At 60.6% G+C, this 24161-nt stretch carries 29 protein-coding genes; 25 read left to right on the top strand and 4 right to left on the bottom strand.

Going from position 1 to position 24161, the window contains the following annotated elements:
• Positions 1–55: 55 nt before the first annotated feature.
• The 13 genes from tdh to CO657_RS13745 all read left to right on the top strand — a co-directional run bounded on the left by tdh (position 56) and on the right by CO657_RS13745 (position 10998).
• Entirely contained in the window at positions 56–1093 is a 1038-nt protein-coding gene (gene tdh, locus CO657_RS13800; RefSeq protein ID WP_054182608.1) for an L-threonine 3-dehydrogenase, read from the top strand.
• Between the two features lie 10 nt (positions 1094–1103).
• Positions 1104–1451 carry a GFA family protein gene (locus tag CO657_RS13795; RefSeq protein WP_003565374.1) on the top strand — a complete coding sequence of 116 codons (348 nt, stop codon included), beginning with the start codon at positions 1104–1106 and terminating at the stop codon, positions 1449–1451.
• Between the two features lie 469 nt (positions 1452–1920).
• Positions 1921–3978 carry an RNA polymerase sigma factor RpoD gene (gene rpoD, locus CO657_RS13790; protein ID WP_003593178.1) on the top strand — a complete coding sequence of 686 codons (2058 nt, stop codon included), beginning with the start codon at positions 1921–1923 and terminating at the stop codon, positions 3976–3978.
• A 203-nt stretch (positions 3979–4181) separates the two neighbouring features.
• Positions 4182–4475 carry a GYD domain-containing protein gene (locus CO657_RS13785; RefSeq protein WP_003593180.1) on the top strand — a complete coding sequence of 98 codons (294 nt, stop codon included), beginning with the start codon at positions 4182–4184 and terminating at the stop codon, positions 4473–4475.
• 179 nt (positions 4476–4654) lie between these two features.
• Positions 4655–5392 carry a DUF930 domain-containing protein gene (locus CO657_RS13780; protein WP_054182609.1) on the top strand — a complete coding sequence of 246 codons (738 nt, stop codon included), beginning with the start codon at positions 4655–4657 and terminating at the stop codon, positions 5390–5392.
• Positions 5393–5428: 36 nt separating this feature from the next.
• Positions 5429–6541: a DUF930 domain-containing protein gene (locus CO657_RS13775; protein ID WP_041671487.1), complete on the top strand. Its 1113-nt coding sequence runs from the start codon at positions 5429–5431 to the stop codon at positions 6539–6541.
• A 92-nt stretch (positions 6542–6633) separates the two neighbouring features.
• Positions 6634–6795 (top strand): hypothetical protein, encoded by a 162-nt coding sequence (locus tag CO657_RS36745; RefSeq protein ID WP_003593186.1) that lies wholly within the window; start codon positions 6634–6636, stop codon positions 6793–6795.
• A 78-nt stretch (positions 6796–6873) separates the two neighbouring features.
• Complete coding sequence (locus tag CO657_RS13770; RefSeq protein WP_012558443.1) at positions 6874–7665, top strand: APH(3')-II family aminoglycoside O-phosphotransferase; 792 nt, start codon at positions 6874–6876, stop codon at positions 7663–7665.
• A gap of 59 nt (positions 7666–7724) precedes the next feature.
• A complete protein-coding gene (locus CO657_RS13765; protein ID WP_054182610.1) occupies positions 7725–8531 on the top strand; it encodes an AraC family transcriptional regulator in 807 nt (268 codons plus the stop codon).
• 78 nt (positions 8532–8609) lie between these two features.
• A complete protein-coding gene (locus CO657_RS13760) occupies positions 8610–9509 on the top strand; it encodes a DMT family transporter (RefSeq protein ID WP_054182611.1) in 900 nt (299 codons plus the stop codon).
• A gap of 3 nt (positions 9510–9512) precedes the next feature.
• Positions 9513–10205, top strand: coding sequence for a B3/B4 domain-containing protein (locus CO657_RS13755; protein WP_054182612.1), 693 nt, complete (start codon positions 9513–9515; stop codon positions 10203–10205).
• An 81-nt stretch (positions 10206–10286) separates the two neighbouring features.
• Complete coding sequence (locus tag CO657_RS13750) at positions 10287–10685, top strand: DUF427 domain-containing protein (protein ID WP_054182749.1); 399 nt, start codon at positions 10287–10289, stop codon at positions 10683–10685.
• A 79-nt stretch (positions 10686–10764) separates the two neighbouring features.
• Positions 10765–10998: a DUF6894 family protein gene (locus tag CO657_RS13745; RefSeq protein WP_054182613.1), complete on the top strand. Its 234-nt coding sequence runs from the start codon at positions 10765–10767 to the stop codon at positions 10996–10998.
• Between the two features lie 209 nt (positions 10999–11207).
• On the opposite strand, the gene CO657_RS13740 is transcribed toward CO657_RS13745, so the two are convergent.
• Positions 11208–11453 (bottom strand): DUF6894 family protein, encoded by a 246-nt coding sequence (locus CO657_RS13740; protein WP_003593195.1) that lies wholly within the window; start codon positions 11451–11453, stop codon positions 11208–11210.
• A gap of 130 nt (positions 11454–11583) precedes the next feature.
• Here CO657_RS13740 and CO657_RS13735 point away from each other — a divergent pair, with 130 nt between their 5' ends.
• From CO657_RS13735 to CO657_RS13705, 7 genes are all read left to right on the top strand, one after another.
• Entirely contained in the window at positions 11584–12303 is a 720-nt protein-coding gene (locus tag CO657_RS13735; RefSeq protein ID WP_003593196.1) for a Crp/Fnr family transcriptional regulator, read from the top strand.
• A gap of 173 nt (positions 12304–12476) precedes the next feature.
• A complete protein-coding gene (locus tag CO657_RS13730) occupies positions 12477–13697 on the top strand; it encodes an MFS transporter (RefSeq protein WP_054182750.1) in 1221 nt (406 codons plus the stop codon).
• Between the two features lie 79 nt (positions 13698–13776).
• Positions 13777–14373, top strand: coding sequence for a DUF922 domain-containing Zn-dependent protease (locus tag CO657_RS13725; RefSeq protein WP_054182614.1), 597 nt, complete (start codon positions 13777–13779; stop codon positions 14371–14373).
• An 86-nt stretch (positions 14374–14459) separates the two neighbouring features.
• Complete coding sequence (locus tag CO657_RS13720; protein WP_054182615.1) at positions 14460–14813, top strand: DUF1428 domain-containing protein; 354 nt, start codon at positions 14460–14462, stop codon at positions 14811–14813.
• 74 nt (positions 14814–14887) lie between these two features.
• Positions 14888–15310 carry a secondary thiamine-phosphate synthase enzyme YjbQ gene (locus tag CO657_RS13715; protein WP_054182616.1) on the top strand — a complete coding sequence of 141 codons (423 nt, stop codon included), beginning with the start codon at positions 14888–14890 and terminating at the stop codon, positions 15308–15310.
• 148 nt (positions 15311–15458) lie between these two features.
• Complete coding sequence (locus CO657_RS13710; protein WP_003593208.1) at positions 15459–15764, top strand: hypothetical protein; 306 nt, start codon at positions 15459–15461, stop codon at positions 15762–15764.
• A 166-nt stretch (positions 15765–15930) separates the two neighbouring features.
• Complete coding sequence (locus tag CO657_RS13705; RefSeq protein ID WP_003593210.1) at positions 15931–16293, top strand: hypothetical protein; 363 nt, start codon at positions 15931–15933, stop codon at positions 16291–16293.
• A 183-nt stretch (positions 16294–16476) separates the two neighbouring features.
• On the opposite strand, the gene CO657_RS13700 is transcribed toward CO657_RS13705, so the two are convergent.
• The gene (locus CO657_RS13700; protein WP_054182617.1) at positions 16477–17214 is read right to left on the bottom strand and encodes an SIMPL domain-containing protein; all 738 of its coding nucleotides are present in this window, start codon (positions 17212–17214) and stop codon (positions 16477–16479) included.
• A gap of 713 nt (positions 17215–17927) precedes the next feature.
• Here CO657_RS13700 and CO657_RS37285 point away from each other — a divergent pair.
• Positions 17928–18254, top strand: a complete 327-nt coding sequence (locus CO657_RS37285; RefSeq protein WP_245292952.1) for a hypothetical protein — start codon at positions 17928–17930, stop codon at positions 18252–18254.
• Between the two features lie 446 nt (positions 18255–18700).
• The gene (locus CO657_RS13685) at positions 18701–18895 is read left to right on the top strand and encodes a hypothetical protein (RefSeq protein WP_012558430.1); all 195 of its coding nucleotides are present in this window, start codon (positions 18701–18703) and stop codon (positions 18893–18895) included.
• 125 nt (positions 18896–19020) lie between these two features.
• On the opposite strand, the gene CO657_RS13680 is transcribed toward CO657_RS13685, so the two are convergent.
• Positions 19021–19230 carry a hypothetical protein gene (locus CO657_RS13680; RefSeq protein WP_012558428.1) on the bottom strand — a complete coding sequence of 70 codons (210 nt, stop codon included), beginning with the start codon at positions 19228–19230 and terminating at the stop codon, positions 19021–19023.
• A gap of 238 nt (positions 19231–19468) precedes the next feature.
• On the opposite strand from CO657_RS13680, the gene CO657_RS13675 reads away from it, so the two are divergent.
• Complete coding sequence (locus tag CO657_RS13675; protein ID WP_054182618.1) at positions 19469–20674, top strand: trypsin-like peptidase domain-containing protein; 1206 nt, start codon at positions 19469–19471, stop codon at positions 20672–20674.
• A gap of 230 nt (positions 20675–20904) precedes the next feature.
• On the opposite strand, the gene CO657_RS13670 is transcribed toward CO657_RS13675, so the two are convergent.
• Positions 20905–21972 (bottom strand): hypothetical protein, encoded by a 1068-nt coding sequence (locus CO657_RS13670; protein WP_054182619.1) that lies wholly within the window; start codon positions 21970–21972, stop codon positions 20905–20907.
• Positions 21973–22440: 468 nt separating this feature from the next.
• On the opposite strand from CO657_RS13670, the gene CO657_RS13665 reads away from it, so the two are divergent.
• Positions 22441–23775 carry a tyrosine-type recombinase/integrase gene (locus CO657_RS13665; RefSeq protein ID WP_054182620.1) on the top strand — a complete coding sequence of 445 codons (1335 nt, stop codon included), beginning with the start codon at positions 22441–22443 and terminating at the stop codon, positions 23773–23775.
• Between the two features lie 134 nt (positions 23776–23909).
• Positions 23910–24104 carry a helix-turn-helix transcriptional regulator gene (locus tag CO657_RS13660; protein ID WP_054182621.1) on the top strand — a complete coding sequence of 65 codons (195 nt, stop codon included), beginning with the start codon at positions 23910–23912 and terminating at the stop codon, positions 24102–24104.
• Positions 24105–24161: the final 57 nt, after the last annotated feature.

The raw sequence follows: 24161 nt of genomic DNA, 5'->3' as shown, positions 1-24161 counted from the left end.
AGGTGCCGGCAGGCGGATGAGGGGCCGAAACAGGCACTGACCAAGGGATACAGATATGTCGAACATGATGAAGGCGCTGGTCAAGTCGAAGCCGGAAGTCGGGCTCTGGATGGAGAATGTGCCGGTGCCCGAGGTTGGGCCGAACGATGTGCTGATCCGGGTTAGGAAGTCGGCGATCTGCGGCACCGACGTCCATATCTGGAACTGGGATCAGTGGGCGCAGAAGACCATTCCGGTGCCGATGGTCGTCGGCCATGAATTCTCCGGCGAGATCGCCGAGATCGGTTCGGCGGTCACCCGCTATCATGTCGGCGAGCGGGTTTCCGGCGAGGGCCATATCGTCTGCGGCAAGTGCCGCAACTGCCGGGCGGGCAGGGGGCATCTCTGCCGCAACACGCTCGGCGTCGGCGTCAACCGGCCGGGTTCGTTCGGGGAGTTCGTCTGCATTCCCGAAAGCAATGTCGTGGCGATCCCGGAGGATATTTCCGATGAGATCGCCGCGATCTTCGATCCGTTCGGTAATGCCGTGCACACCGCACTCTCCTTCGATCTCGTCGGCGAGGACGTTCTCGTGACCGGCGCCGGCCCGATCGGCATCATGGGGGCGCTCGTCGCCAAACGGTCCGGCGCCCGCAAGGTCGTCATCACCGATATCAATCCGCACCGGCTGGCGTTGGCGCGCAAGCTTGGCATCGACCACGTCGTCGACGCTTCGAGCGAAAACCTGGCCGACGTGATGAAGTCGATCGGCATGACGGAGGGTTTCGACGTCGGGCTCGAAATGTCCGGGGCCGCACCCGCCTTCCGCGACATGATCGACAAGATGAACAATGGCGGCAAGATCGCCATTCTCGGCATCGCGCCGGCGGGTTTCGAGATCGACTGGAACAAGGTGATTTTCAAGATGCTCAATCTGAAGGGCATCTATGGCCGCGAGATGTTTGAGACCTGGTACAAGATGATCGCCTTCGTCCAGGGCGGCCTTGACCTTGCGCCGATCATCACCCACCGCATAGGGATCGATGAGTTTCGCGACGGCTTCGAGGCGATGCGGTCGGGCAATTCCGGCAAGGTCATAATGGATTGGATGTGAGGAGAAAGACATGCTTTATGAGGGAAGCTGCCATTGCGGCAAGGTCGCATTCGAGGTCGAAGGCGAATTTACCGAGGCGCTGGACTGCAACTGTTCGCTCTGCCGCCGGCGAGGCGGGCTTCTCGCCTTCGTGCCGCGCGACAAGCTGGTGCTGAAGACACCCGAAGACGATCTCTCCACTTATACTTTCAACAGGCATGTCATCCGGCATCACTTCTGCGCCAACTGCGGCATCGCGCCGTTCGGCGAAGGGGTGGGCCCGAATGGTGCAGCCATGGCCTCGGTCAATCTGCGCTGCATTCCCGCAGTCGATCTCGGCGCGCTGAAGGTGACGGCCTATGATGGCGAGGCAAAGTAGCCAATATTCGTCCGGACAGAGGCGAATAGACCAACCATAGGACCGCAAAAATGCCGCGAACAACTGGCATGGCGGCCAATATCCATGCTGCCCTTGTCTTTTGTTCGCCGCATCTTAAATAAGGGTTCGCAATCGCTGCCGCGGTTCAAAGCCTGTGGATAAGGCTTTTTCCGATCTTTCGTGAGCTTTTTTTGTAGAAAAGCTTGACGAGAACAAAAAATGTGGGAATCACCGTTCGACTTGTTGAAACGGTGAACTGGGTCAAGGCGGATCGCGCAACCATGGCCGGAAATCCAAAAGCAAAAAAGCTTTGCTGTCCGGTGCCGGCGATCGTGGTTAATCAGGCTTTAAATGTCATCCCGTTAGGTGGGCAAAGGTGATTCTAGGGCGGCGCGAGCGACGTGTCAGGCCCTGAGACGGCCCATTCACCGTAGCGAGATTGGATAGCGTCAGGAAGGCGACGATATAAATGGCAACCAAGGTCAAAGAGAACGAAGACGCGGAAGTCGAACGCGACGGCGCAAGCGACGGCCCTCTTCTCGATCTTTCCGACGACGCGGTCAAGAAGATGATCAAGGCCGCCAAGAAGCGCGGCTATGTGACGATGGACGAGCTCAACGCGGTCCTGCCGTCTGAAGAAGTGACGTCCGAGCAGATCGAAGACACGATGTCGATGCTGTCGGATATGGGCATCAACGTCATCGAAGATGAAGAAGCTGAGGAAGCCGGTGCTTCCGGCGGCGGCGATGACGACGATGCCGGTTCCGACGAGGAGAGCGAAGGCGGCGAACTCGCACCTTCGAGCGGCACCGCGCTTGCGACCGCCAAAAAGAAAGAACCGACCGACCGTACCGATGACCCGGTGCGCATGTATCTGCGCGAGATGGGCTCGGTGGAGCTGCTTTCCCGCGAGGGCGAAATCGCTATCGCCAAGCGTATCGAGGCCGGCCGCGAGACGATGATCGCAGGTCTCTGCGAGAGCCCGCTGACCTTCCAGGCGATCATCATCTGGCGCGACGAACTTAACGAAGGCACGACGCTGCTGCGCGAGATCATCGATCTCGAAACCACCTATTCCGGTCCTGAAGCCAAGGCTGCGCCGCAGTTCCAGAGCCCCGAGAAGATCGAGGCCGACCGCAAGGCCGCCGAAGAAAAGGAAAAGACCCGCCGCGCCCGCTCCGGCGACGACGACATCACCGATGTCGGCGGCGAAGGCCTGCCTCCCGAGGAGGAGGAAGAGGACGAGGACGAATCCAACCTTTCGCTGGCCGCGATGGAAGCCGAGCTTCGCCCGCAGGTGATGGAGACGCTGGATACGATCGCCGAGACCTACAAGAAGCTGCGCAAGCTGCAGGACCAGCAGGTCGAGCAGCGCCTGTCGGCGTCCGGTACACTGTCTTCAGCCCAGGAGCGCCGCTATAAGGAGCTCAAGGATGAACTCATCAAGGCCGTCAAGTCTCTGTCCTTGAACCAGAACCGCATCGACGCCCTGGTCGAACAGCTTTACGACATCAACAAGCGCCTCGTTTCCAACGAGGGCCGCCTGCTGCGTCTGGCCGAATCCTACGGCGTCAAGCGCGATAGCTTCCTGGAGCAGTATCAGGGCGCCGAGCTCGATCCGAACTGGATGAAGTCGATCGGCAATCTAGCCGCCCGCGGCTGGAAGGAATTCGCCCGCGGCGAAAACACGACGATCCGGGATATCCGCCAGGAGATCCAGAATCTCGCGACCGAGACCGGCATTTCGATTTCGGAATTCCGCCGCATCGTCCACATGGTGCAGAAGGGCGAGCGCGAAGCGCGCATCGCTAAGAAGGAAATGGTCGAAGCGAACCTTCGCCTCGTCATCTCCATCGCCAAGAAATATACGAACCGAGGCCTGCAGTTCCTCGACCTCATTCAGGAAGGCAATATCGGCCTGATGAAGGCGGTCGACAAGTTCGAATATCGCCGCGGCTACAAGTTCTCGACCTATGCGACTTGGTGGATCCGCCAGGCGATCACCCGTTCGATCGCCGACCAGGCCCGCACGATCCGCATTCCGGTGCACATGATCGAGACGATCAACAAGATCGTCCGCACCTCGCGCCAGATGCTGCACGAAATCGGCCGTGAACCGACGCCGGAAGAACTGGCCGAAAAGCTCGCCATGCCGCTCGAAAAGGTCCGCAAGGTCCTGAAGATCGCCAAGGAGCCGATCTCGCTCGAAACCCCGGTTGGCGACGAAGAGGATTCGCATCTCGGCGATTTCATCGAGGACAAGAACGCGCTGCTGCCGATCGACGCCGCCATCCAGGCGAACCTGCGGGAAACGACGACCCGCGTTCTCGCCTCGCTGACGCCGCGCGAGGAACGCGTGCTCCGCATGCGCTTCGGCATCGGCATGAACACCGACCATACGCTCGAAGAAGTCGGTCAGCAGTTCTCGGTCACCCGCGAACGTATCCGCCAGATCGAGGCGAAGGCGCTGCGCAAGCTGAAGCATCCGAGCCGCTCCAGGAAGCTGCGCTCCTTCCTCGACAGCTGAGGCTTCGATACCGTACTGATTGGAAAAGCCGGGCCTTGCGCCCGGCTTTTGCTTTTGTGATTAACACCAATGAGTGTTGCGGTTTTCTTGTCCCCTCATGGTGACAGGGTTATAATCCGGCCACGGGGGAAGGGACCGATCGCGACGCGCGAGAGAGGTCGATATAGCCTTGCGTAGGCGGATCCTCCGGTAGGAGGTGCGACATGACCACTTACATTCTTTTGATCGATTGGACGGATCAGGGCATCCGCAATGTTCGCGACTCGGCCAAGAGGCTGGACGCGGCGAAGAAATTGCTCGCCGGCGTCGGCGGTTCCTTCAACCAGTTCTATCTGACGATGGGCGGGCATGACATGGTCGCCGTCTGCGAAGCGCCGGATGACGCGGTGATGGCGCATTTCACGCTGTCGCTGGCCATGGGCGGCAATGTCCGGACCGAGACGCTGAAGGCCTTTCCGGAGGCCGCCTATCGGGATCTTATCGGTTCGCTCGGCTGAATGCAATTTTAGATTGCGTATTTTATGTGTTGCAGAGCTTCGGCTGTGCTGGCACTGTCGCGCCGTGCTTCAATTTCCGCGGCAGGGCTCCCGGCCCGATTTTTCCGGCAAGTTCCATGATGAAAGCGCGCCTCAGTTTCATGATCTCCGCCGATCGTCCGACAGCGGCTTTCTGACCGATGGAACTGGCGGCGGGCAAATGGGATGACGGGATCCAGTGGGGCGCGGCGGCGTCCTTCGCCTTGCATGTCGCGGCGATCCTGGCGCTCCTGCTGTTGTTGCCGAAGGCCGAGCCGCTGCTGACATTGCCCGATGACGGTCTCTCGGTGGAGATCGTTCCGCAGCCCGCGGGACCACCGACAACGCCAGAGCCGGCCAGGACGCCATCGGCAGAGCCGGCAAAGCCAGAAGCCGTAGCGCCCCAGGCCGAAAGGCCTGCGCCAGCTGCCGATAATGCGCCTGCTGCGGCAATGCCGTCTGTGATGCCGATCGCTCCACTGGTGCCAAGGCCGGCCGAATTCGCCACGGCAAGCCGGCTGTTCTCCGACAAGGTGCTGGCCGATCCGCGCAGCCGGGGCGCCCGCCAAGCGCTGCGCGGCCTTGCCGGCAGCGAGCGCAATCTGCAGCTTTGCGACCTCGAGGCGCTGGAGCAGGCCCGCCGCGCGCGGCCGGATATGCGGCCCGATGCGCTCGCCCCCTATGCGATGGCGCCGGAGAAGGTCGGCGGTAATAGCGTCGAGGTCAGGGGCGGCGCCTTCCGCAGCAAAGGCAAGTGGTACAACATCCAGTTCAAATGCGGGCTCGATGCCGGATCCGGCAAGGTCATGTCCTTCGCCTTTCTCGTCGGCGATGCCATTCCTCAAGGCGAATGGCAGGCGCATGACCTGGTGGCCGATGACGGGGCATCCGACCAATGACGCCAATCGCTGCGGCGATCACGCGGTTTTTTTCTTTTGTGGCTTGATGCTGCCGGTTTTAAAGGCCACATCGCTGCTGTGACGGAAGAAGACGTGGCACCAGCGGAAACGCAGCACGAAACGGGAAAACAGTGGCCTGAAATCCGCTGGGGTGTTGTCGTGTCCGTGCTTCTGCATGTCCCCCTTGTCGCGCTTCTGATCTTCGGGCTGCCGAAGATCGAGCCGAAACCCGCCGAAGACGAGAGCGTCAAGGTCGAACTCGTTCCGCCGCCGGAAGAGAAGAAGCCGGAGCCCAAGCCCGAGGAAAAACCGCCGGAGCCGAAGCCGCCGGAACAGGCGAAGAAGGCGCCGCCTCCACCGCCACCACCTCCGCCTCCACCGCCGCGCCCCGCTGAAAATAAGCCATCGGAGCAAGCCAAGTCCGCGGCCCCCATGCCGAGCCTGAATCCTGTCTTCGAGTTCGGCGACAGGGACAGCGGACCGAAAAAATCGACGTCGGGGAATTCTTCGCAGGGTGAGGTAAAGTCCGCGACGACGGCGCCCCAGCACGGCGCAAAGCCGGAACAGGCGCCTGCGGAGGCCTCTGGAGAAAAGCCGCAGACCGAAACGCCTCCGGCACGGCCGGTTCCCGATGATATACAGCTTCCCGAGGTTGCTGCGACCGACGTCTCTCCCGAGCGCAATGCGCCTCTTGCAGAAGCGACGGGTGAAGCCAAGACCGATATCGAGGCGCTCAAGCCGCCCGAACAGAAGCCTCCTGAGCCGACGAAGACGGACGCAGCAAAGGACGATCTCGTGAAGGCAAAAACCTTGTTTTCGCAGGCTTCCGATGACGATCCCGTGGCGAAAATCGCGATGAATGGCGTGCCACGCCCTAAACGTGTTGCCCAGCTTTGCAGTAACGAACTTCAGCAACAGCTGATTCACGCTTCGCCAAGCTTTCAGCCAATTATTGTACCCAGACAGGATTTGTCACGCGGCACCGTTCTCGACCTTCGAGCCGCCTTCCGCACAGCTGAAGGCTGGTACGATGTGCACTTTCGTTGCGAAGTGGATGAGGACGCTACGAAAGTTGTCTCTTTTGCTTTTGATGTCAGCGGAGCCATTCCGCGCAGCCAATGGAAAAGTCGGGGGCTTCCTGGGAATTGAATTTGGAAACTCGATGCCAACAAGCCACACGCAAGGAACCGCATCTAGCCTCTCCTCATGGCCGTGATGATACGGTGAGAGAGGACAATGATATGTCGAACGAGATCGAGCATTTTCTTGAGCGTCAGGACGAAGCCGTGAGCGCGCTGTTCCTGGAACACAAGGGCGACGAGCTGACCGATATTCTGGTTGCGGCCCTGGAAGAAGCGTTCGAAATCCTGCTCGAAGCCGCGCCGGCCGAAACCGTTCATTGACTTAGCGACGCGAGGTCTGTTGCATAATTTTCCTGCAGTCGGAATGCGATTTCCCGCCCGTCGGAACGAGGCGCCCAGATGTCCCAACAGGATCAACCGCTGCCGGCGGGTGCGCTCGATGCGCGTCTTGCCGGTTACCGGTTCGAACGCGATGCGCTGGGCCGTTCGGCTGCGAACGTCTTCCGGCTGGAAGCGGGCGGATTGCCGACGCTTTATCTGAAGGTCGAAGAGGCCGGCGCTTTCGGCGAGCTTGCCGATGAAGCAGCGAGGCTTGACTGGCTCAAGGCTTCCGGTCTGCCCTGTCCCGAGGTCATTGCGCGGGAAAGCGACGGCGGGCGCAACCGGCTGCTGATCAGCGCCCTGCCAGGTGCTGATCTCGCCAGCGCGTCGACGCTGACGCCGCTTCTGCGGGTCGAATTGCTGGCTGCGGCGCTTCTCGAGCTGCATCGACTGCCCATCGCATCCTGCCCCTTCGATCACCGGCTGGAGAAGCGCATGGCGGTCGCCAAAGCGCGGATGCAGGCTGGCATCATCGACGAGACCGATTTCGACGAGACGCGGCTTGGCAAAAGTGCCGAGGCGCTGTTTGCCGAACTCGAAAGCAGAAGGCCGGGCCGCGAGGACCTCGTCGTCACCCATGGCGATGCCTGCCTGCCGAATTTCATCGCCTGCGAAGACGGGTTCTCCGGCTATATCGATTGCAGCCGGCTCGGCGTCGCCGACCGCTATCAGGATATCGCGCTCGCCTGCCGCAGCATCACCTATAATTTCGGCGAGGCGCTGGTGCAGCCCTTCCTCGATCGTTACGGGCTGACGGCTCTGGATCCGGCAAAGCTCGATTATTTCCAGCTGCTCGACGAATTCTTCTAGCCGTTGCGCCATCTCCCTCCGGCTGGCAGAGTGGCCGCAATCGAACCTGCGGACGGACGATGGCGAAGAACCAGATCAGGATGCTGCGCTCGGCGCTGGCCGGCGTCGAGGCGGTGGAAGCGGAAACGCATCACAGCTTTTCCCGGCACACGCATGAGCAGTTCGGCATTGGCCTCGTCTCATCAGGGGCGCAGAAATCGCTGAGCGGGCGCGGCATGGTGGAGGCCGAGGCCGGCGATATCATCACGGTCAATCCGAACGAGGTGCATGACGGCGCGCCGATCGGCGAAGAGCGATCGTGGCGCATCCTCTATTTCGATCCCGAGATCGTCGCCGGCCTGTCGCGAGAGATCGGCGAGGGTGGGGCAGGGCGGCAGGAAATCCCCCATCCCGTCATCCGCAACAGGGCGATCGCCGCCCGCTTCGAAACATTGTTTGGCGCGGTGACCGAGGCCAAGACGGCGGACGGGCTGCTCCGCGAGCAACTGCTGCTGCAGCTTGTGGCCGATGTCATGCGGGAGCGCGGCGGCAGCGACGAGCGGCCGCCGGTGCCGGCGTCGATCCGCGCGGCCCGGAATCTGATCGACGACGATCCGCTCGCCGCCGTCTCGCTCGCCGATCTCGCCGGGCAAAGCGGGCTCAGCCGCTTCCAGGTGCTGCGCGGTTTTGCCAAGGCGACGGGCCTGACGCCGCATGCCTATCTCGTCCAGGCCCGCATCCATATCGCACGGCGGCTGATCGCTCAGGGCATGCCGCTTGCCGAAGCCGCCTTCGCCAGCGGCTTTGCCGACCAGAGCCACATGACGCGGGTCTTCGTGCGCAAATATGGCCTGTCGCCGCGGCTCTATGCCGGTGCCTTTCTCTAAAGACCCGGCGCCTGCAATTTCGTTCAAGACCGCGAGACGCCCCTGTTGTTTCCTCGGCGTTCCAACAGGAGGCGTTGAATGTCGAGGCAGGTTCAAGGGTATGTCTATCTGGCGCTGGCCATGCTGACGGTCGGAAGCACCGTCATCGCAAGCAAGCTCATCGCATCGGGCCTGCCGCCATTTACCGCAACCGCCCTGCGCTTCGCGCTGGCTTTTCCGGTCTTGCTGGTGCTGATGCGGGCAAGCGGCGTCCGGCTGCCGAAGCTCTCCGGGCACGATCGCCTGATCCTCGCCGTTCAGGCGGGCGCCGGCAGCGTCGGTTATACGACGCTGCTGATCTCCGGCCTCAGCCTCACTTCGGCCGCCGATGCCGGCGTGGTCATCGGCACGCTGCCGGTGGTCTCGGCTGGTATTTCCATCCTGCTGCTACGCGAAAGGCCTGGGCGCGGCCTGCTTATTGCCGTGGCGCTTGCGACGGCGGGCGTGCTTTCGATCGCTGTCACGCCGGGTGCGGCCGGCGGGTCGCTCACCGGCAATGGCCTGATCTTCTGCGCCGTCGTCTGCGAGGGGCTGTTCATCCTGCTGAACAAAAGGCTTCGGGCAGAGATCCCGCCGCTTGCCCAGTCGACGCTGATGGCAGGCATCGGCTTCGCCGTCGCCGTCATCCCGGCGGTTTTCGAGGCGCCCCTCGCACAGGATATGTCCACAAGCGCCGTCGTTGCCGTCGTCTATTATGCGCTGGTGCCGACCGTCGGCGGCTTCCTGCTCTGGTATGCGGGGGCGGCACGGGTGAGCGGCACGGAGGCTGCACTCTTCACCGCGGTCGCTCCCGTCTCCGCCGTCATGCTTGCTTTCCTGATCCTCGGCGAACCGATCGGGCTCAACCAGATCGCCGGCATTGCCTGCGTGCTGGCGGCCATGCTCGGGCTTGCCTTTGCCGGCAGCCGGGTGGCGCTAAATATATCCGGAGGCAGATAGGCCATGCAGTTCCGTCATTCCGATGCGATATGGCAGGCGTTTCCGGAGCTTCGCGCCGGAGCGCTTTACCTGGACGCTATCCATGCGGATGCCGATGTCGAGACGGCGATTGCGGCCTTCAGCACGATTGCCGAGGCCCGGCTGTCCCTAGCGCAAGAGGGCGAATTTCCCGAAATCCAGGCGTGGCGGCGCGGCTTTTCCCGCATGGGGCTGAAGCCGACGCAATATCGCTCAGCTTCCGAGGCGCTGTTGCGCCGCTTCCGCCAGGAGCATGGCCTGCCGCGCCTGCATCCGCTCGTCGATCTCTGCAATGCGATTTCGCTCGCCTTCGCCATTCCGATTGCCGCCTTCGACACCGAACAGATCACAGGCGATCTCGAGGTTCGGCGGGCCGGCGGCCACGAGACCTATCTGACCTTCGGCGGCGAAATCGAGCATCCGGAAGTAAACGAGGTGATCTTCGCCGACGGTGCGGAGAGGGCGCATGCGCGGCGCTGGACGAACCGGCAGAGCGGGCTTTCGGCGGTGCGGCAGCAGACGCGCTCGGTGCTGATCGTCGCCGAGGCGCTGCATGCTACTGCCGGCGAGGATATCGGCAGGCTGGTCGCAACACTTTCGGAGGCGCTGGCGCATCACTGGGCGGTTCAGCCGAAAACCGCCATGCTGAGCCTGGCATCGCCGCGTTTCGAATTCTAATGCATGTCGTCCGAAAGGCCTTGGGTCGGCGGCATGCCCGACCTATCTCAGTGAGATCGATATCTCATGGAGACGAACCTCATGTCAGACAAATCGATCAAGATCCCGGGCCCGGACCATCCGATCACCGTCGAGCACAATCCCTGCCGCGTCGTCGTCACGCTGGATGGCAAGGTGATTGCCGACAGCCGCGATGCTCTGACGCTGCGCGAGGCCTCCTATCCGCCGGTGCAATATATTCCGCGCAGGGACGTCGACATGTCGCTGCTGCAGCGCACCGATCATACCAGCCATTGCCCCTATAAGGGCGACGCCGCCTGTTACAGCATCATTGCGGGCGGCGAGCGCTCTAGGAATGCCGTCTGGACTTACGAGGCGCCGAATGCCGCCGTCAGCAACATCAAGAACCATCTCGCCTTCTATCCCGACCGTGTCGACGGCATCGAGGAAATGGCCTCTCCTGAGGCCGGCACCTTCTGACCAAGGCAGATAGGACATATCTGCGGCCGGGAACATGTTGCCTGCGGGATCGTTAGACTGATCTAGCGGGGGATGTGTCGTGCCGAAATTCTACTTTCAGCTCCTCGACCGTGATGGCGTCGGGGCGACCGAGACGGGATATGAATTCGCCTCCGTCGACGCCGCGAAAGCGGAGGCCCGGCGCGTGCTGGCGGAGATGGCCGCCGAAGGTCTGCCGGCGGAACCTCTGAACATGCTGTCGGTGGAGCTCTTCGACGAAAGCCGGCAGCCGCTTGCGGAAATCCGGCTGATCCTCGAGGAAATCCCCAAATAGCCGCAGCCGGCAAGCCGCCTGCGATGTTGCTCCAAGCAATGGCGAGTATGTCAAATTTAATTGCCGGCTATGAAGGCGGGTCTTAATGCATAGCGCCCGGAAGCGTGCAGCGGTTCCGGGATGACGACATGCATAAAAAGAGCTTAAGCGTCGCGGCGACCGAGTCGGATTCATACGGCAGAGACCGGCGGCAAACCTTGAACGGCGGCCTATCGGAAAACGTCGAGCCATTCATTGTTGAAGACGAGGCTGGCAACCGTAATCGGGTCGCCGCTTTCGTCGCGAACGGTGACGGCGATGATGGTGCGATCTCCCGCCGGCAGTTCGTCACGGGCCACATCCAGCAGGATGCGGGTCACCTCTTTCGGAATGTCCGCGCGCGATCTGAGCTCGGTGCCGTGCTCATCGCGTGTGGGACCTTCGCCGTTATGCAGATCGAAAAAGTAGCGAGCCATGTTTTTTCCTGTGCGTCACAGGGGGAAATTACAGATGAAGACAATTGTTCCCGAGGCTAGGCATTGATTCTTATAGAAAATACAGGTCGCATCGTCATGATCTCCCCTTGCGCTATCGGTGGAAAAGCCCGTGATTGAAGCCCTGCTGCTCAATCTTGGAAGCCGCGATGTGCTTTCGGCGGAGGAGGAGAACCTTCTCAGGTCGATTTTGGTCAAGGACAGGCATTTTGTTGCCGGAGAGGATATCGTCCTCGAAGGCAGCCGGCCGCCCTACAGCACGCTGCTGCTCGATGGTTTCGCGGCGCGCTACAAGGTGATGGCCGATGGCAGCCGGCAGATTACCGCGCTGCATGTCGCCGGCGATTTCGTCGACCTGCATGCCTTTCCCGTCAAGAAGATGGATCACGGCATCGTTGCGCTGTCGACCTGTCATGTCGCCTTCGCCGATCATGCCGATCTCAGGGCGATCACCGAGCGCATGCCGCATCTGACCCGGCTGCTCTGGCTCGATACGCTGGTCGATGGCGCCATTCACCGCGAGTGGATCGTCGCCATGGGCCGGCGCTCCAAACGCGCCCATATCGCCCACCTCGTCTGCGAGCTTTTCGTGCGGCTGCAGGTCGTCAAACGGACGCGCGGCGCCAGCTTCCAGTTTCCGTTGACGCAGATCGAGATGGCCGATGTGCTCGGCGTTTCCGTCGTCCACCTGAACAAGACGCTGCAGGCCCTCAGGCGCGAGGGCGTCTTCACCTGGGAAAACCGGACGATCACCATCGTCGACTGGGAGCGCCTGCAGGAAATCGCGGAATTCGACCCCGCCTATCTGAACATCTTCAAGGAGCCGCGCTGACGCCAGACACGCGGGGCCAGACACGCGAAACCTGACACGCGATGCCGGAAGGCGCGACATCATATCCGCTCGCTGCAATTGACAAACCGCTCATCGGAGCAGAACACCGTTCTGACATTCACGAAAACCTTCTGAAGGCCGCGGCCTCCCATCGCCGGCCGGTGACATCGCAAATGGACATATCCCAAGGCCCGCGGAGCGTTCTTCGCCACCCCGGCTATCTGAACTTCGCTGCCTCCCGCGTCTTTTCCTCGCTTGCCTTCCAGTCCATCAGCATCGCCATGGGCTGGATGATCTATGATCAGACGCACAGCGCCTTTGCGCTCGGCCTTGTCGGCCTCTGCCAGTTCCTGCCGATGGCGGTTCTGACCTTTGTCGTCGGCCATGTCGCCGACCGGTTCGACCGGCGGCGTATCGGCCTCATCTGCCAGCTGATCGAGGCGGTGACGGCGCTGGTGCTGGCGGTTGCCACCTGGCAGCAATGGCTGACGCCTTCAGGTATCCTTGTCGCCGTCACGGTGCTTGGCGCCGTTGTCGCCTTCGAGCGGCCGACCATGGCGGCTCTGCTGCCGAACATCGTGCCGGCTTCGATGCTGCAGAAGGTGGTCGCCACCTCCACCTCGCTGATGCAGACAGCGCTGATCATCGGCCCTTCGCTCGGCGGCTTGCTCTACGGTCTCAATCCTGTGGCGCCCTTCGCCGTGTCGGCACTGCTCTTTGCCGTCGCGAGCTTCAACGTCATTTCGATCCGCATGCAGTGGGCGCCTTCCAAACGCGAGCCGGTGACGCTAGCCTCGGTTTTTGCCGGCGTCTCCTTCATCCGCAGCCGGCCCGTGATGCTCGGCACGATCTCGCTCGATCTCTTCGCGGTGCTGCTCGGCGGCGCCACCGCGCTGTTGCCGATGTTTGCCCGCGATATCCTGAATGCCGGCCCGTGGGAGCTCGGCCTGTTGCGCGCCGCACCGGCGATCGGCGCGCTTGCCATGTCGATCGTGCTCGCCCGCCGGCCGCTCGAGAGCAATGTCGGCCGCAAGATGCTTGCCGCCGTCGCCGTGTTCGGCCTCGCCACCATCGTCTTTTCGCTGTCCACCAATATCGTGCTTTCGGTCGCCGCCCTGCTTGTTGTCGGCGCGTCGGATACGGTCAGCGTCGTCGTGCGCAGCTCGCTGGTGCAGCTTCTGACGCCGGATGAGATGCGGGGTCGCGTCAGCGCGGTCAATTCGCTGTTCATCGGCACCTCCAACCAACTCGGTGAATTCGAATCCGGCATGATGGCGGCCGCACTCGGCCCGGTCGCCACCGGCATTGTCGGCGGGCTCGGCACTGTTATCGTCGTGCTTCTGTGGATGCGGCTCTTCCCCGATCTTACCAAGGTCAAGACGCTGCAGGGCTGAAACATGCAAGGTGCGTTGAAAGTGGGAGGCGGTCCCGTTAGGGTCCGCGCCGCGCCAACGATTATTCGGCGGGGGCCGCGTGACGAAAACTTTTCTATCCTATGTCCTGGCGGCGATTTTCGCCTTGTCGCCAGCCGCCGCACGGGCCGAATGGCAGGCTGTGGAAGAAGTGCGGCCCTATTCGATATCCGGCAAGACCGGCGCCGAACTCTACGAATCGATCGGGGCGCGGGGGCCTGAAGTCGGCGAGGGCCGGGTGATCGCGCATACGACCTTCAAGCTGACCTGGACGCGGAAATACGAAGCGCAAGGCGCCGCCTGCGTGATCACCACCAACCGGCCGAAACTGATCATCACCTATACGCTGCCGAAACCCTCGACGGCGCTGCCGCCGGCCGTCCAGACCAGTTGGGAGAGCTTTATCACGGGCGTGCAGGCGCATGAGCGGGTGCATGGCGCGACCATCAAGGAGATGGTTAGGGAAATCGAGACGATGAGCATCGGCCTCACCGTTGCCGACGATCCCGATTGCAAGAAGATCCGCATCGAACTGACGCGGCGCCTCGGCGAGATCTCGGCAAAACAGCGTCAGCGTGGCCGCGACTTCGACAAGATCGAAATGGGCGGCGGCGGCAATATCCAGCAGCTCATCCTCAAGCTGGTCAACGGACCCTGATTGCCGCTGTCGGCGCCTCATCCCTGGACCTGCCCGGCCTGTTTCCTATCTCTCCCCCCCACGCGAGAATGTGGAGGAGGCGTATTATGTCCTATATCGACGGTTTCATCGTGGCAGTGCCGAAGGAGAATATCGAGGCCTATAAGAAATTCTCGACCTTCGCCGGCTCGATCTGGAAGGAATATGGCGCGCTCGAATATGTCGAATGCATCGGCGACGACGTGCCCTATGGCGAGCTGACCTCCTTTCCCCGCGCCGTGCAGGCCACGGAGGACGAGGTGGTGATGTTTGCCTGGATCGTCTACCGGTCGCGGCAGGGGCGCGACGATATCAATGCCAAGGTGATGGCCGATCCGAGGCTCAAGGGCGACCAATGGCAGATGCCCTTCGATGGCAAGCGGATGATCTATGGCGGCTTCGAGACGCTGATCAAACTCTGAACTCATCCAGGTATTGACTTGCCCGTCATGACGCGCCACCTCGCGGCGATAACATTCCGAGACGGGAGAGCGCCTTGCCCCAGACGATCCTGAGCCTGTCCACACGCGGACAGGGCCTTTACGAATTCACCGATCAGGCGGACGCCTTCGTGCACCAATCGGGGCGGGAGGAGGGGCTTCTCACCGTCTTCGTGCGCCACACATCCTGCTCGCTGCTGATCCAGGAAAATGCCGATCCCGACGTGCAAACCGACCTGCTTTCCTTCTTCCGCCGCCTCGTGCCGCCGGCCTCCGACCCGTCAATGGGCTGGGTCGTGCATCGCGCCGAGGGGCCGGACGACATGCCGGCGCATATCAAGGCGGCGCTGACGCAGGTCTCGATCGGCATTCCCGTCGCCCGGGGCCGGCTGGTGCTCGGCACCTGGCAGGGTCTTTATCTCTTCGAGCATCGCGACCGGCCGCACCGGCGGGAAATCGTTCTGCATCTTGGCTCGTGAAATGATTAATCCTTCTGAATGAAAACTGAATGGCTGGTTCGAACACCATTCAGTTTGCAGCGTTTACTGTCGGGACAATCCCTGAAGGGAGAACCCAGCATGTCGCGCGATAACGACATGCGTAAAGACCAATCGACGGAGACGCCCCATGACACATTTTCTCGCTAAGGCCTCGCTTGCCGCATTGCTCGCCCTCTGCGCCGTCCCGGCCACTGTCACCACCGCGGCAGCCGCTGGACCGCAGACGAATTTCGTCGTCGAGGCGCAATATCATCGCCCGATCCGCGCCTGCTCGCCGATGCATGCGGTGCGCAAGGCACGTGATTTCGGCCTGCGCGATGCCCGCATCACCCGCATGTCGCCGCGCGTCGTCGTCGTTGCCGGCCGCGACCGCCGCGGGTGGGACAGGATCACCTTCGCGAATGTCCGCGGCTGCCCGCTGATCCGGCGCTGAGGACTGCGCCGGCAAGCGCCCACCGGCCGCTTTTGCCTTGACGGCGACACTTTCAGCCGTTTCTTCTCTGACCCGTATGGGTGATTCCCGCATGACGCTTCGGCGGAGGGCGGAGTAACAAGGCAGGCCGCTCGGCCGCACCGACTTTGAAACGAAAGGTTTTTCGATGATGCAGTTTTTGGCAAAGGCGGGTCTTGCCGTCATGCTGACCGCCGGCACCCTTGCCGGCACGGTGGCGCCCGCCGCCGCGCAGTTGAATATCATTATCGGCGATCAGGACCGTGACGCGCCGCGGGATTACCGCCGTCCGCCTCCGGGCTACGACCGTCCGCCTCAGGGCTACGATGGCCGCCGTCCGCGCGGCTGCGATCCGCGTCTGGCCCAAGATATGGCCCGCGATTACGGCTTCCGCCGCGCCCGCGTCGTCGACATCACGCCCCGCCGCGTCATCGTCCAGGGTTGGACGCGCCGCGGCCCCGACGAAATGAGCTTCGGCAACGTCCGCGGCTGCCCGGCGCTGCGCCGCTGATATAGATTAGAATACCGCCACGTCTCCCCGATGCGGCGGCCAGAACCGCCTTTTGCCAGTCTCCCCGGATCGGCAGGGGCGGTTTTCTTTTTGTAGGATTTTCTGCGCTCGGCAGACCCCTCCCCAACCCCTCCCCACAAGGGACTCTTGTGGGGAGGGGTTTTCGCTGCCGCCGGCGTGATTTCACTGCTCAATCGCAAAAGTCACCGTCACGCTGACAGTGTAATTGTTCTCGCCGCTCTGGACGGGAACGGCCGCATCGGCCTCCTTCATCATCGTGGCGCGATAGGCCGGCTGCGGCATCGGACGAGGCACATTCTCGTTGATCTCGATGATGCGTCCGAGCTTGACGCCGGCGGCTTCGCTCAGCGTCTTCGCCTTCTTCACCGCCTCGGCAACGGCATTCTTGCGTGCCTCTTCGAGGGCTGCTTGCGGCTTGTTGTTGGTGAACTGGATGTCGCCGCCCTGGTTGATGCCGAGGGTGACGGACTGGTCGATCACCTGGCCGAGCTTGGCGAGATCGCGCAGCCTGATGGTGATGGAATTGATGGTCTGGTAGCCGATCAGCTGCGGCTGCTGCTGCTGACCATCGACCGGCTGCGGATAATTATATTGCGGCTGGATGGAGAAGCCGGAGGTCTGCAGATCGCGCTCGGCGATGCCGCCGTCCTTCAGCGCCTTCAGCACCTCGTTCATCGCCTTGTTGTTCTCGTCGAGCGCTTCGCGGGCGGTCTTTGCCTGCTTGACGACGGCGAGATTGACGACGGCCATATCGGGCGCGAGGGCCGATTCACCATCCCCCGTCACCGAAATCACCGCCTCACGCGGCTTTGTCTCCTGCGCCAACACTGGCGCTGCGCTGCCGAGCGGCAGGGCCAGAAGGGCAGTCATCAGAAGAGTCTTGGAGAGAATCGGCGCCATGTTTCATTCCCTAGTTGTCGTTTCCCGGATGAACTTTCTGTCGGTTGATTGTGAAGCTATTGCGGCGGAAGAGAAGGGCGAGTGCGTGCGGAGAGAAAAATGTGAAGGTGCCGGTGTGGAACCAGCATGGAGAGGCTGTGCCGTGGCCGCCCCCCTCTGCCCTGCCGGGCATCTCCCCCACAGGTGGGGAGATTGGCTGGGCGCGCTGGCTTCCCCAAACAATTGACGTCACAGCACGACGAAACGCTCGACGGACGCGAAGGTTTGGCCACTTGCGATCTCCCCACCTATGGGGGGTCCGAAGGGCGGGCGAGACCCGTGGCTCGCCCCGGGCCCGGCAGGGCAGAGGGGGCTGGCACGGTACAATCTCTCCACTCCTGCGTGTTCGTGATCGTAAAGCCCACCACCTTCCCAAATCCCGCAAACCTGATAGCAAAGACGGCGGGTTAAGAAACAGGGGCGGGCACGCCGTGCCCGGCAACGGGGCAGCATGCGCTTCATAACAATTCTTTCGATCAGCCTTGCTATCGGCCTGGCGGGCTGCTCTCAGGTGGCGGAAAAGGCTGAAAGTGCCGCCAACCGGTCCTACACCAGCTATGCGCTGGGCAAACCCTATACGCAGATCGCCAACCTCGGCCAGTCGCCGATGGCGCAGCTTTCCGGCTCCGACGCGACCTATGGGCCGATGATCGGCGCGACGCCGTTGAAGAGGCATGACGATCTATCGGCATATGACGCCCGCCGCCAAGACGGAGACCGGCACGAATTTCGTCGGCCTGGTCGGCAGCTCCACGGTGTCGCAGAACAACCGGCTGTCCTATTTCCTGGTGGGCGCCGATGGGATCGTCAAGGATTGGGCGACGGGCTCGGTGCAGGGCAGCGCCAGCGACTGCGTGCAATATATCGGCGGCATCATCAACCGCTGCAACGACATGCGGCAGCTTGAGGCTTCGCTCGCGCTCTATGATGTGAGGGTGGCAACCAAGGCCGGTCAGCCCATATCGAGTTGGGGAGAGCCGGCAGCGCCCGCAGTGAACTGAGGGCGCGCGCCAGCCAGGATAAGGTCGTTTGCCTTACCTGCGGCCAGCGGACACATTGCAGATTTAAGCGCCGAAATCATCCATAAAAGACGGATGGATCGCCGGCTTGCGCTCTTCGCGCGCGTCGCGAAAACGCTGGGGAACCGCGCCGAGACCAGTCACGAAACGGGTTAGGAGGTTGCGGTTGAAAAGTCTATGCAGGGCCCTCATGGCAGTTCACTCATTCTTTTTTTTGTTAGCCGGCAGCATATATTTTGCCCAGGCTGCCATCGCAATGGGCAATTTTACATGACAGTTATGCGACAGTGCATGGCTTGGGAGATCACATTGGCGTTATGAGGACCGCCCAAGGGCACTCTCACACCATAAATCCTCGCGAACATACGGGATCGCGTGGTAAATTCTCCGTTCGGGCCAAGCCAAGGCCCTCCGAAGGAGAAGCTCAGATGAACCGATTTTTCGCATTTATCGCGACCGGAACGCTGATCAGCCTTGCCACGATCACGTCGGCCTGCACCTCATCCGGAAATCTCGATCAGACTTCGTCGATCGGCGGCGGTTATTATCGGGAAGAGCTGCCGCTCAACCCGGCCTGCGGCGGCGGGTTCAGACCCAGCGACGGTCGTTCCTGCAGCTATTAAAGGCCGGCTCGAGCATTGGCAGAAAACAACCAAGCCCGGAACCGAGATAGTCGGTTTTCCGGCTTGTGACGTGCCGCAATGCACATCACCGCTTTGGACCCCTGCCTGGCGTTCAAGCGTATCACTCAGTGAAGCCCTTGCAGTCTGTTCCGCCGCTCTGCCAGCAGTTCATTTTGAACCAAATTCCTGGCATTGTCCGAAAGACCATTCGGCCCCAGCAGACCAAGTTCGGTAAACCGCGCTTCGATTTCTTTCGGAATGCTATCCGCTTCGTGTTGGCAAAGGCGCACAAGCCACTTCCATTCGTCGCTCGTCATATCCCTGTGCACGACCATGAATTGCTATCCCTCCCGACAACAACGACATCCACTAAAAAGTACCACAACTTCTATCGAAACGCAGGTGGTTTGACGGTTGGGCCGATCATGCATGTGCCAGTGAAGATATCCTAGTGATTCCCGATCGCTCAAGGCGGCGGGACCCTGCATGGCTATGGCATTAAGCCTGACCGCAAGAGTTGGTTGAAAAGCACCCGGGCAACGGTCTAATCTCCAGACAACTGGGGATATACTGATGGCAGCCGTGTTTCGCGTAATCTTGAGCGCTCTGTTTTCCACAGTCCTTGCTTCCACATGTCTTGCCGACGGCCCGACGTCATCAGGGACCGGCTTCGCAGTAACCACGGATGGATGGCTGCTGACCAATGCGCACGTCGTCCAAGCTTGCAAGCGCATCGAGGTGAAAGGCAAGGGAGACGCCACCGATCCCCGCATCGACGCCACGAATGATTTGGCGTTGGTGAAGGTCAACGCCGTGGAGCCGTTGAAGCCTCTTGTCTTCCGCCACGCTCCAACGCGGGTCGGCGAGGACATCGTTGCCATAGGCTACCCGCTGGCGACGTTGCTGTCGGATTCGGTCAAGGTCACCACAGGCAACGTGAACGCGCTGGCGGGGCTTCGAAATGACACCCGGTACATACAGATTTCCACACCGATCCAGCCCGGCAATTCGGGTGGCCCGGTCGTTGACCGCGACGGCTTTCTTATGGGCATCACCAGTGCGACGCTGTCGAAAGGCATCGCGGATGAGATCGGCATCACGGCGCAGAACGTGAACTTCGCTATCCGTGCCTCGGTTGCCGACCTCTTTCTGCAGTCTCAGAGCATCACAGGGCAATCCGGCGACAAGGCAGCAGACCAGCAGCTGATCTCGACAGCCGACTTGGCGGACAAAATCACGCCCTCAGTGTTCCAGATTCTCTGCTACGGCGAGGAGCAGGAGCAGGAACAGACCGCCACGCCAAGCGCTACGACCAATCTGCCTGCGCAACCAACCGCTTCGTTCATGGATGCTCGTGGCTACGACGCGATCGGCTTCGACTACCGAGCCGTCAAGAACGTTACATATTCGGGGTGCCGCGAGATTTGCGAAGGCGATAGCCAATGTAAGGCGATTACCTACAACACCAAGCACAGCGTTTGCTTTCTGAAGGATAATGTTGTCGCCCTGATACGGAATTCGGATGCGGTCGCGGCCTATACATCGTCAAAGGCAGCCGATGTGATCGTGTCTGATTTCACGAGCTATTCGGGCATCGATCTTCCCGGCGGCGACTACAAACGCCTAAGAGGCAGCAACTATTTGCAGTGTTTCACCGCTTGTATCGGCGACAATGCTTGTAAGGCTTTTTCCTATGTTCCTAAGAAAACCGAATGCTGGCTCAAGGACACGATCGGTCAGCCTAAGGTGACTAAAGGTGTGGAGTTAGGGATTAAGTAAAACGGTGAACGCCCTTACTGAGCAAAACTCGCGCGCAACGCGATGACGAAGTTGCCGCGATAATTGTCTATCAAGATTGTTGTCGGACACAGTAACCGAAAAATGTGGGAATCTCCGGGATTAACTGGGAGTGATAGGCGATCTAGACGCTGCTTCCGACGAGACAAAACTGTCGCCAAGTAATCGGCTACGGAGGACAGTAACTATGCCCGAGACGGCGGTCCGGCCATTTAAGCTTCTTGACTGATATGTTCGCGAAGTGCGCTCTCCAAGTCCACCGGGAGCGACATTGGAAAGGTGACGCGGGGTGCTTCCCCTATCACCTCGAAATCGTATTCATCCGGGATCCGATCGAACACCGAAGACCTATTGCCAGTATAGTGCGTTAAAACCTCCAATACCTGATCTACCCCGCACCAGGAGGTTTCACCCAGTGAAGGCAACTGATCGTCAAATGGCCGAGGCGCGGCAAACATTTTGTGTGATCCGGGAAACCAGCGATCAACGACCAGTGTATCGTCGATGTGGCTCACGTAGTAGGCAGCGTCAATTTTGCTAAAAGTGTTGCCGACAAGCGAAACATTGTCCACATCCTTACGAACGTCATTTTGCTCGCCGACATCCCAATAGTCGCGAAATACGATTAGCACACGATCCAAATTGACGAATGAACCATTCTCGCTTCCTATGAATTCGAATGCGCCTCCAAACGCATGGTCGAGATGTCGGCCTTGGCGTTGTTGCCCAAGGAGGAAGCGCGCTTGAGCGGCTATTGTGCGTTTAAAAAAGGTTAAACCGTCCGTCTCGGCGGCGCTGTCCAAATTCAACATCTCTCGGAATGTTCGCGCCCCGGAACCAGCAACTAGAATGCCACCGCTCTCTTCCTGGGCCACTCTCTTCATATTGTGGCTAAATTCCACCAACCCTCGATCACTCGTAAACGCGTCGATGAACCAAGCTGAATCCTGATCACGCGGAAGGCCCGCTTCACTCAAGATATTCTGCAATTCCGGCAGCGATCGATGATCATAAAGCCCAGATGCGTAAAGATACCGAAGTGCATGTTCAAAATTTGCCATCGGCCCGCTCCACCCGAAGACGATATGAGGACCGATTGTGAAAACCTTCCTCGCTAGGCCAGCAACCCAGCGACCACTTCCATCCAGTTGCTCGGTTTCATTGGGGAGGTCTCGTGTGGGTATGGGGGTATCTTCGTATGTTTTCTTCGGGGTGGTGACCAACGTGTCTCCAAACGCAAAGTAGGTCTGCCTCCACTTGAAGCTCGCGATCAACGTCATCGTTCATACACCCCAGTGATATTGCGGATTGCCTCTCTGGCCATTCCGTTTCGAGTGGCGATCTATAAAGGAAATTGCTGTCTGTGACGATCACTACATGGTCAAACGACCATCGCAATTTTTCGGGGCGGAATGACATTGAGGATGGTTTGAGGCAGCTTCAAACGAGCTTTGAGAGGGCCTCAAGAGATTTCCAACAATTCCGGAACCTCGTGACAAAATTCCGGATTTTCGCGTCCGGCTATACCTCTTGAAATATATGGTGGGCCCGGAGGGACTCGAACCCCCAACCAAGCGGTTATGAGCCGTAGGTGGTTCTGTTTCTTCATGTAGCACCGCGTTTCATTCTTCGCAACATCCCGCTGAAAAGCTTGATTTATTCGCGCTCCGATGTTTCACTGCGTATCGCGATGTTTCACCAGATCCCGCGCATTCTGTTGCCCCGACGTTGCCCAATGGAGATTGCCGTTGCCCCGCGAAAATCTGACCGATAAGCGGCTTCAAGCCCTCAAGGCTGCACCCAAGGGAGAGCGGTACGACATCACCGACGGCATAACGCCCGGTCTCGCGGTCCGTGTGACCGACAAGGGAACGAAGACATTCGTGCTGGTTGCCCGATTTCCGGGCAGCTCGAATCCGACGCGGAGGGCGATCGGCGAATATGGTGCACTGACACTCGAAGGCGCGCGTGAAACTGCCCGGAAGTGGTTGCAGCTCATTCACCGCGGCCTCGACCCCAAGGTGGAAGAGCAGAAGGAGAGGGAGGAGGCCGCCCGCAAGCGCGAGAACACTTTTGAGGCGGTGGTGGGGGACTACCTCACAGACATTCCCACGCGCAAACGCAACCGCCATGTGGAGCAGGATGAGCGCGAGGTCCGGCGCGAGCTGCTACAGCGTGTCGACAAAGATGGCAAAGTGGTTTGGCGGAACAAATGGGCAAAAAAGCCGATAACTGATGTGACCGATGCTGATATCGCCGAGCTCATCGGAGAGATCCGCGATCGGCCGGCGCCGGGTATGGCCTACAATGCTTGGGGTCATGTGAAGGCGATCTTTTCCTGGGCGATGTGGCCCGAGCGCCGGCAGGGATATGGGCTGACCGTCAATCCGACAGCACACCTTCAGCCGAAGCACTTCAAGCTCACGAAGACGGTCAGCACACGCGTTCTGACCGACGATGAGATCCGCGCCTATTGGGCGGCGGCGGACGCAACGCCTTATCCTCTTGGCCCATTCTACAAGATGCTCATTCTGACAGGGCAGCGGAAGGCTGAGGTGGCCGAAGCGGAGTGGCCGGAATTTGCGGGGGCAAATAGGGCCCTCTGGACGGTTCCTGAGGAGCGTTTCAAATCCGGTCAGTCGCACATCGTCCCCATCGCCGATGATGTTCAGGCGATCCTGGATTCCTTGCCTCGATACAAAGGCGAGAAAACGGGCAAGTTTCTCTTCAGCACCACATTGGGATCGAAGCCGATCAACGGCTTCAGTCGAGCGAAAGAAGCTTTGGACACTGCGATGCTTGCCGAGCTGCGCAAGGCCGACCCGGATGCGGAGCTTCCTGAGTGGGTTTTTCACGATATCCGCCGGACGGTGCGCACGCGCCTCTCTGGTCTCCGTGTGAATTCGGATGTTGCCGAGATGGTGATCGGCCACGGAAAGACCGGCCTACGGCGGGTCTATGATCAATACGAGTTCGAACCGGAGATGCGTGAGGCTCTTCAGCGCTGGGCTGTGGCCTTGAAGCAGATAGTCGCGCCAACTGGTCCTGAAAATGTCGTCACATTCGAGAAAAGAGCCGGTTGACGAAGTGTGATTTTCAGGGCTGATGCTTCACACGATCTCACTGCGTTTCAGAGAAGTTCAAAATAGGAGGTGCCCGCGGAGTTTGGCTTGAGCGCGATGCCTGTCGCATTGCGCAGCAAAAGTTGAGGCAAGCAATGCGGTTCATCTCTTCGGAAGAGCTGAAGGCGAAGGGCGTGACGATCTCGCGCGCCACCCTTTGGCGGCTGATCAAGAAGGGTCAGTTCCCCAAACCTATAAAGCAGTCACCATCCCGTAACGCCTGGCTTGAAAGCGAGGTGGATGAGTGGATGCGGTCCCGTGTGGATGCGCGTGACAGGGTTGCGCAATGACCCGGCGCGACTTCTCTAAGCTCAAGAGCCGGGAGAACGTTGCGAGGCGAGGGCATG

This window comes from Rhizobium acidisoli (genome assembly GCF_002531755.2).
GTDB lineage: Bacteria > Pseudomonadota > Alphaproteobacteria > Rhizobiales > Rhizobiaceae > Rhizobium > Rhizobium acidisoli.
Note: the sequence above shows the minus strand (reverse complement) of the source record. Positions and strands in the feature narration are given on the sequence as shown.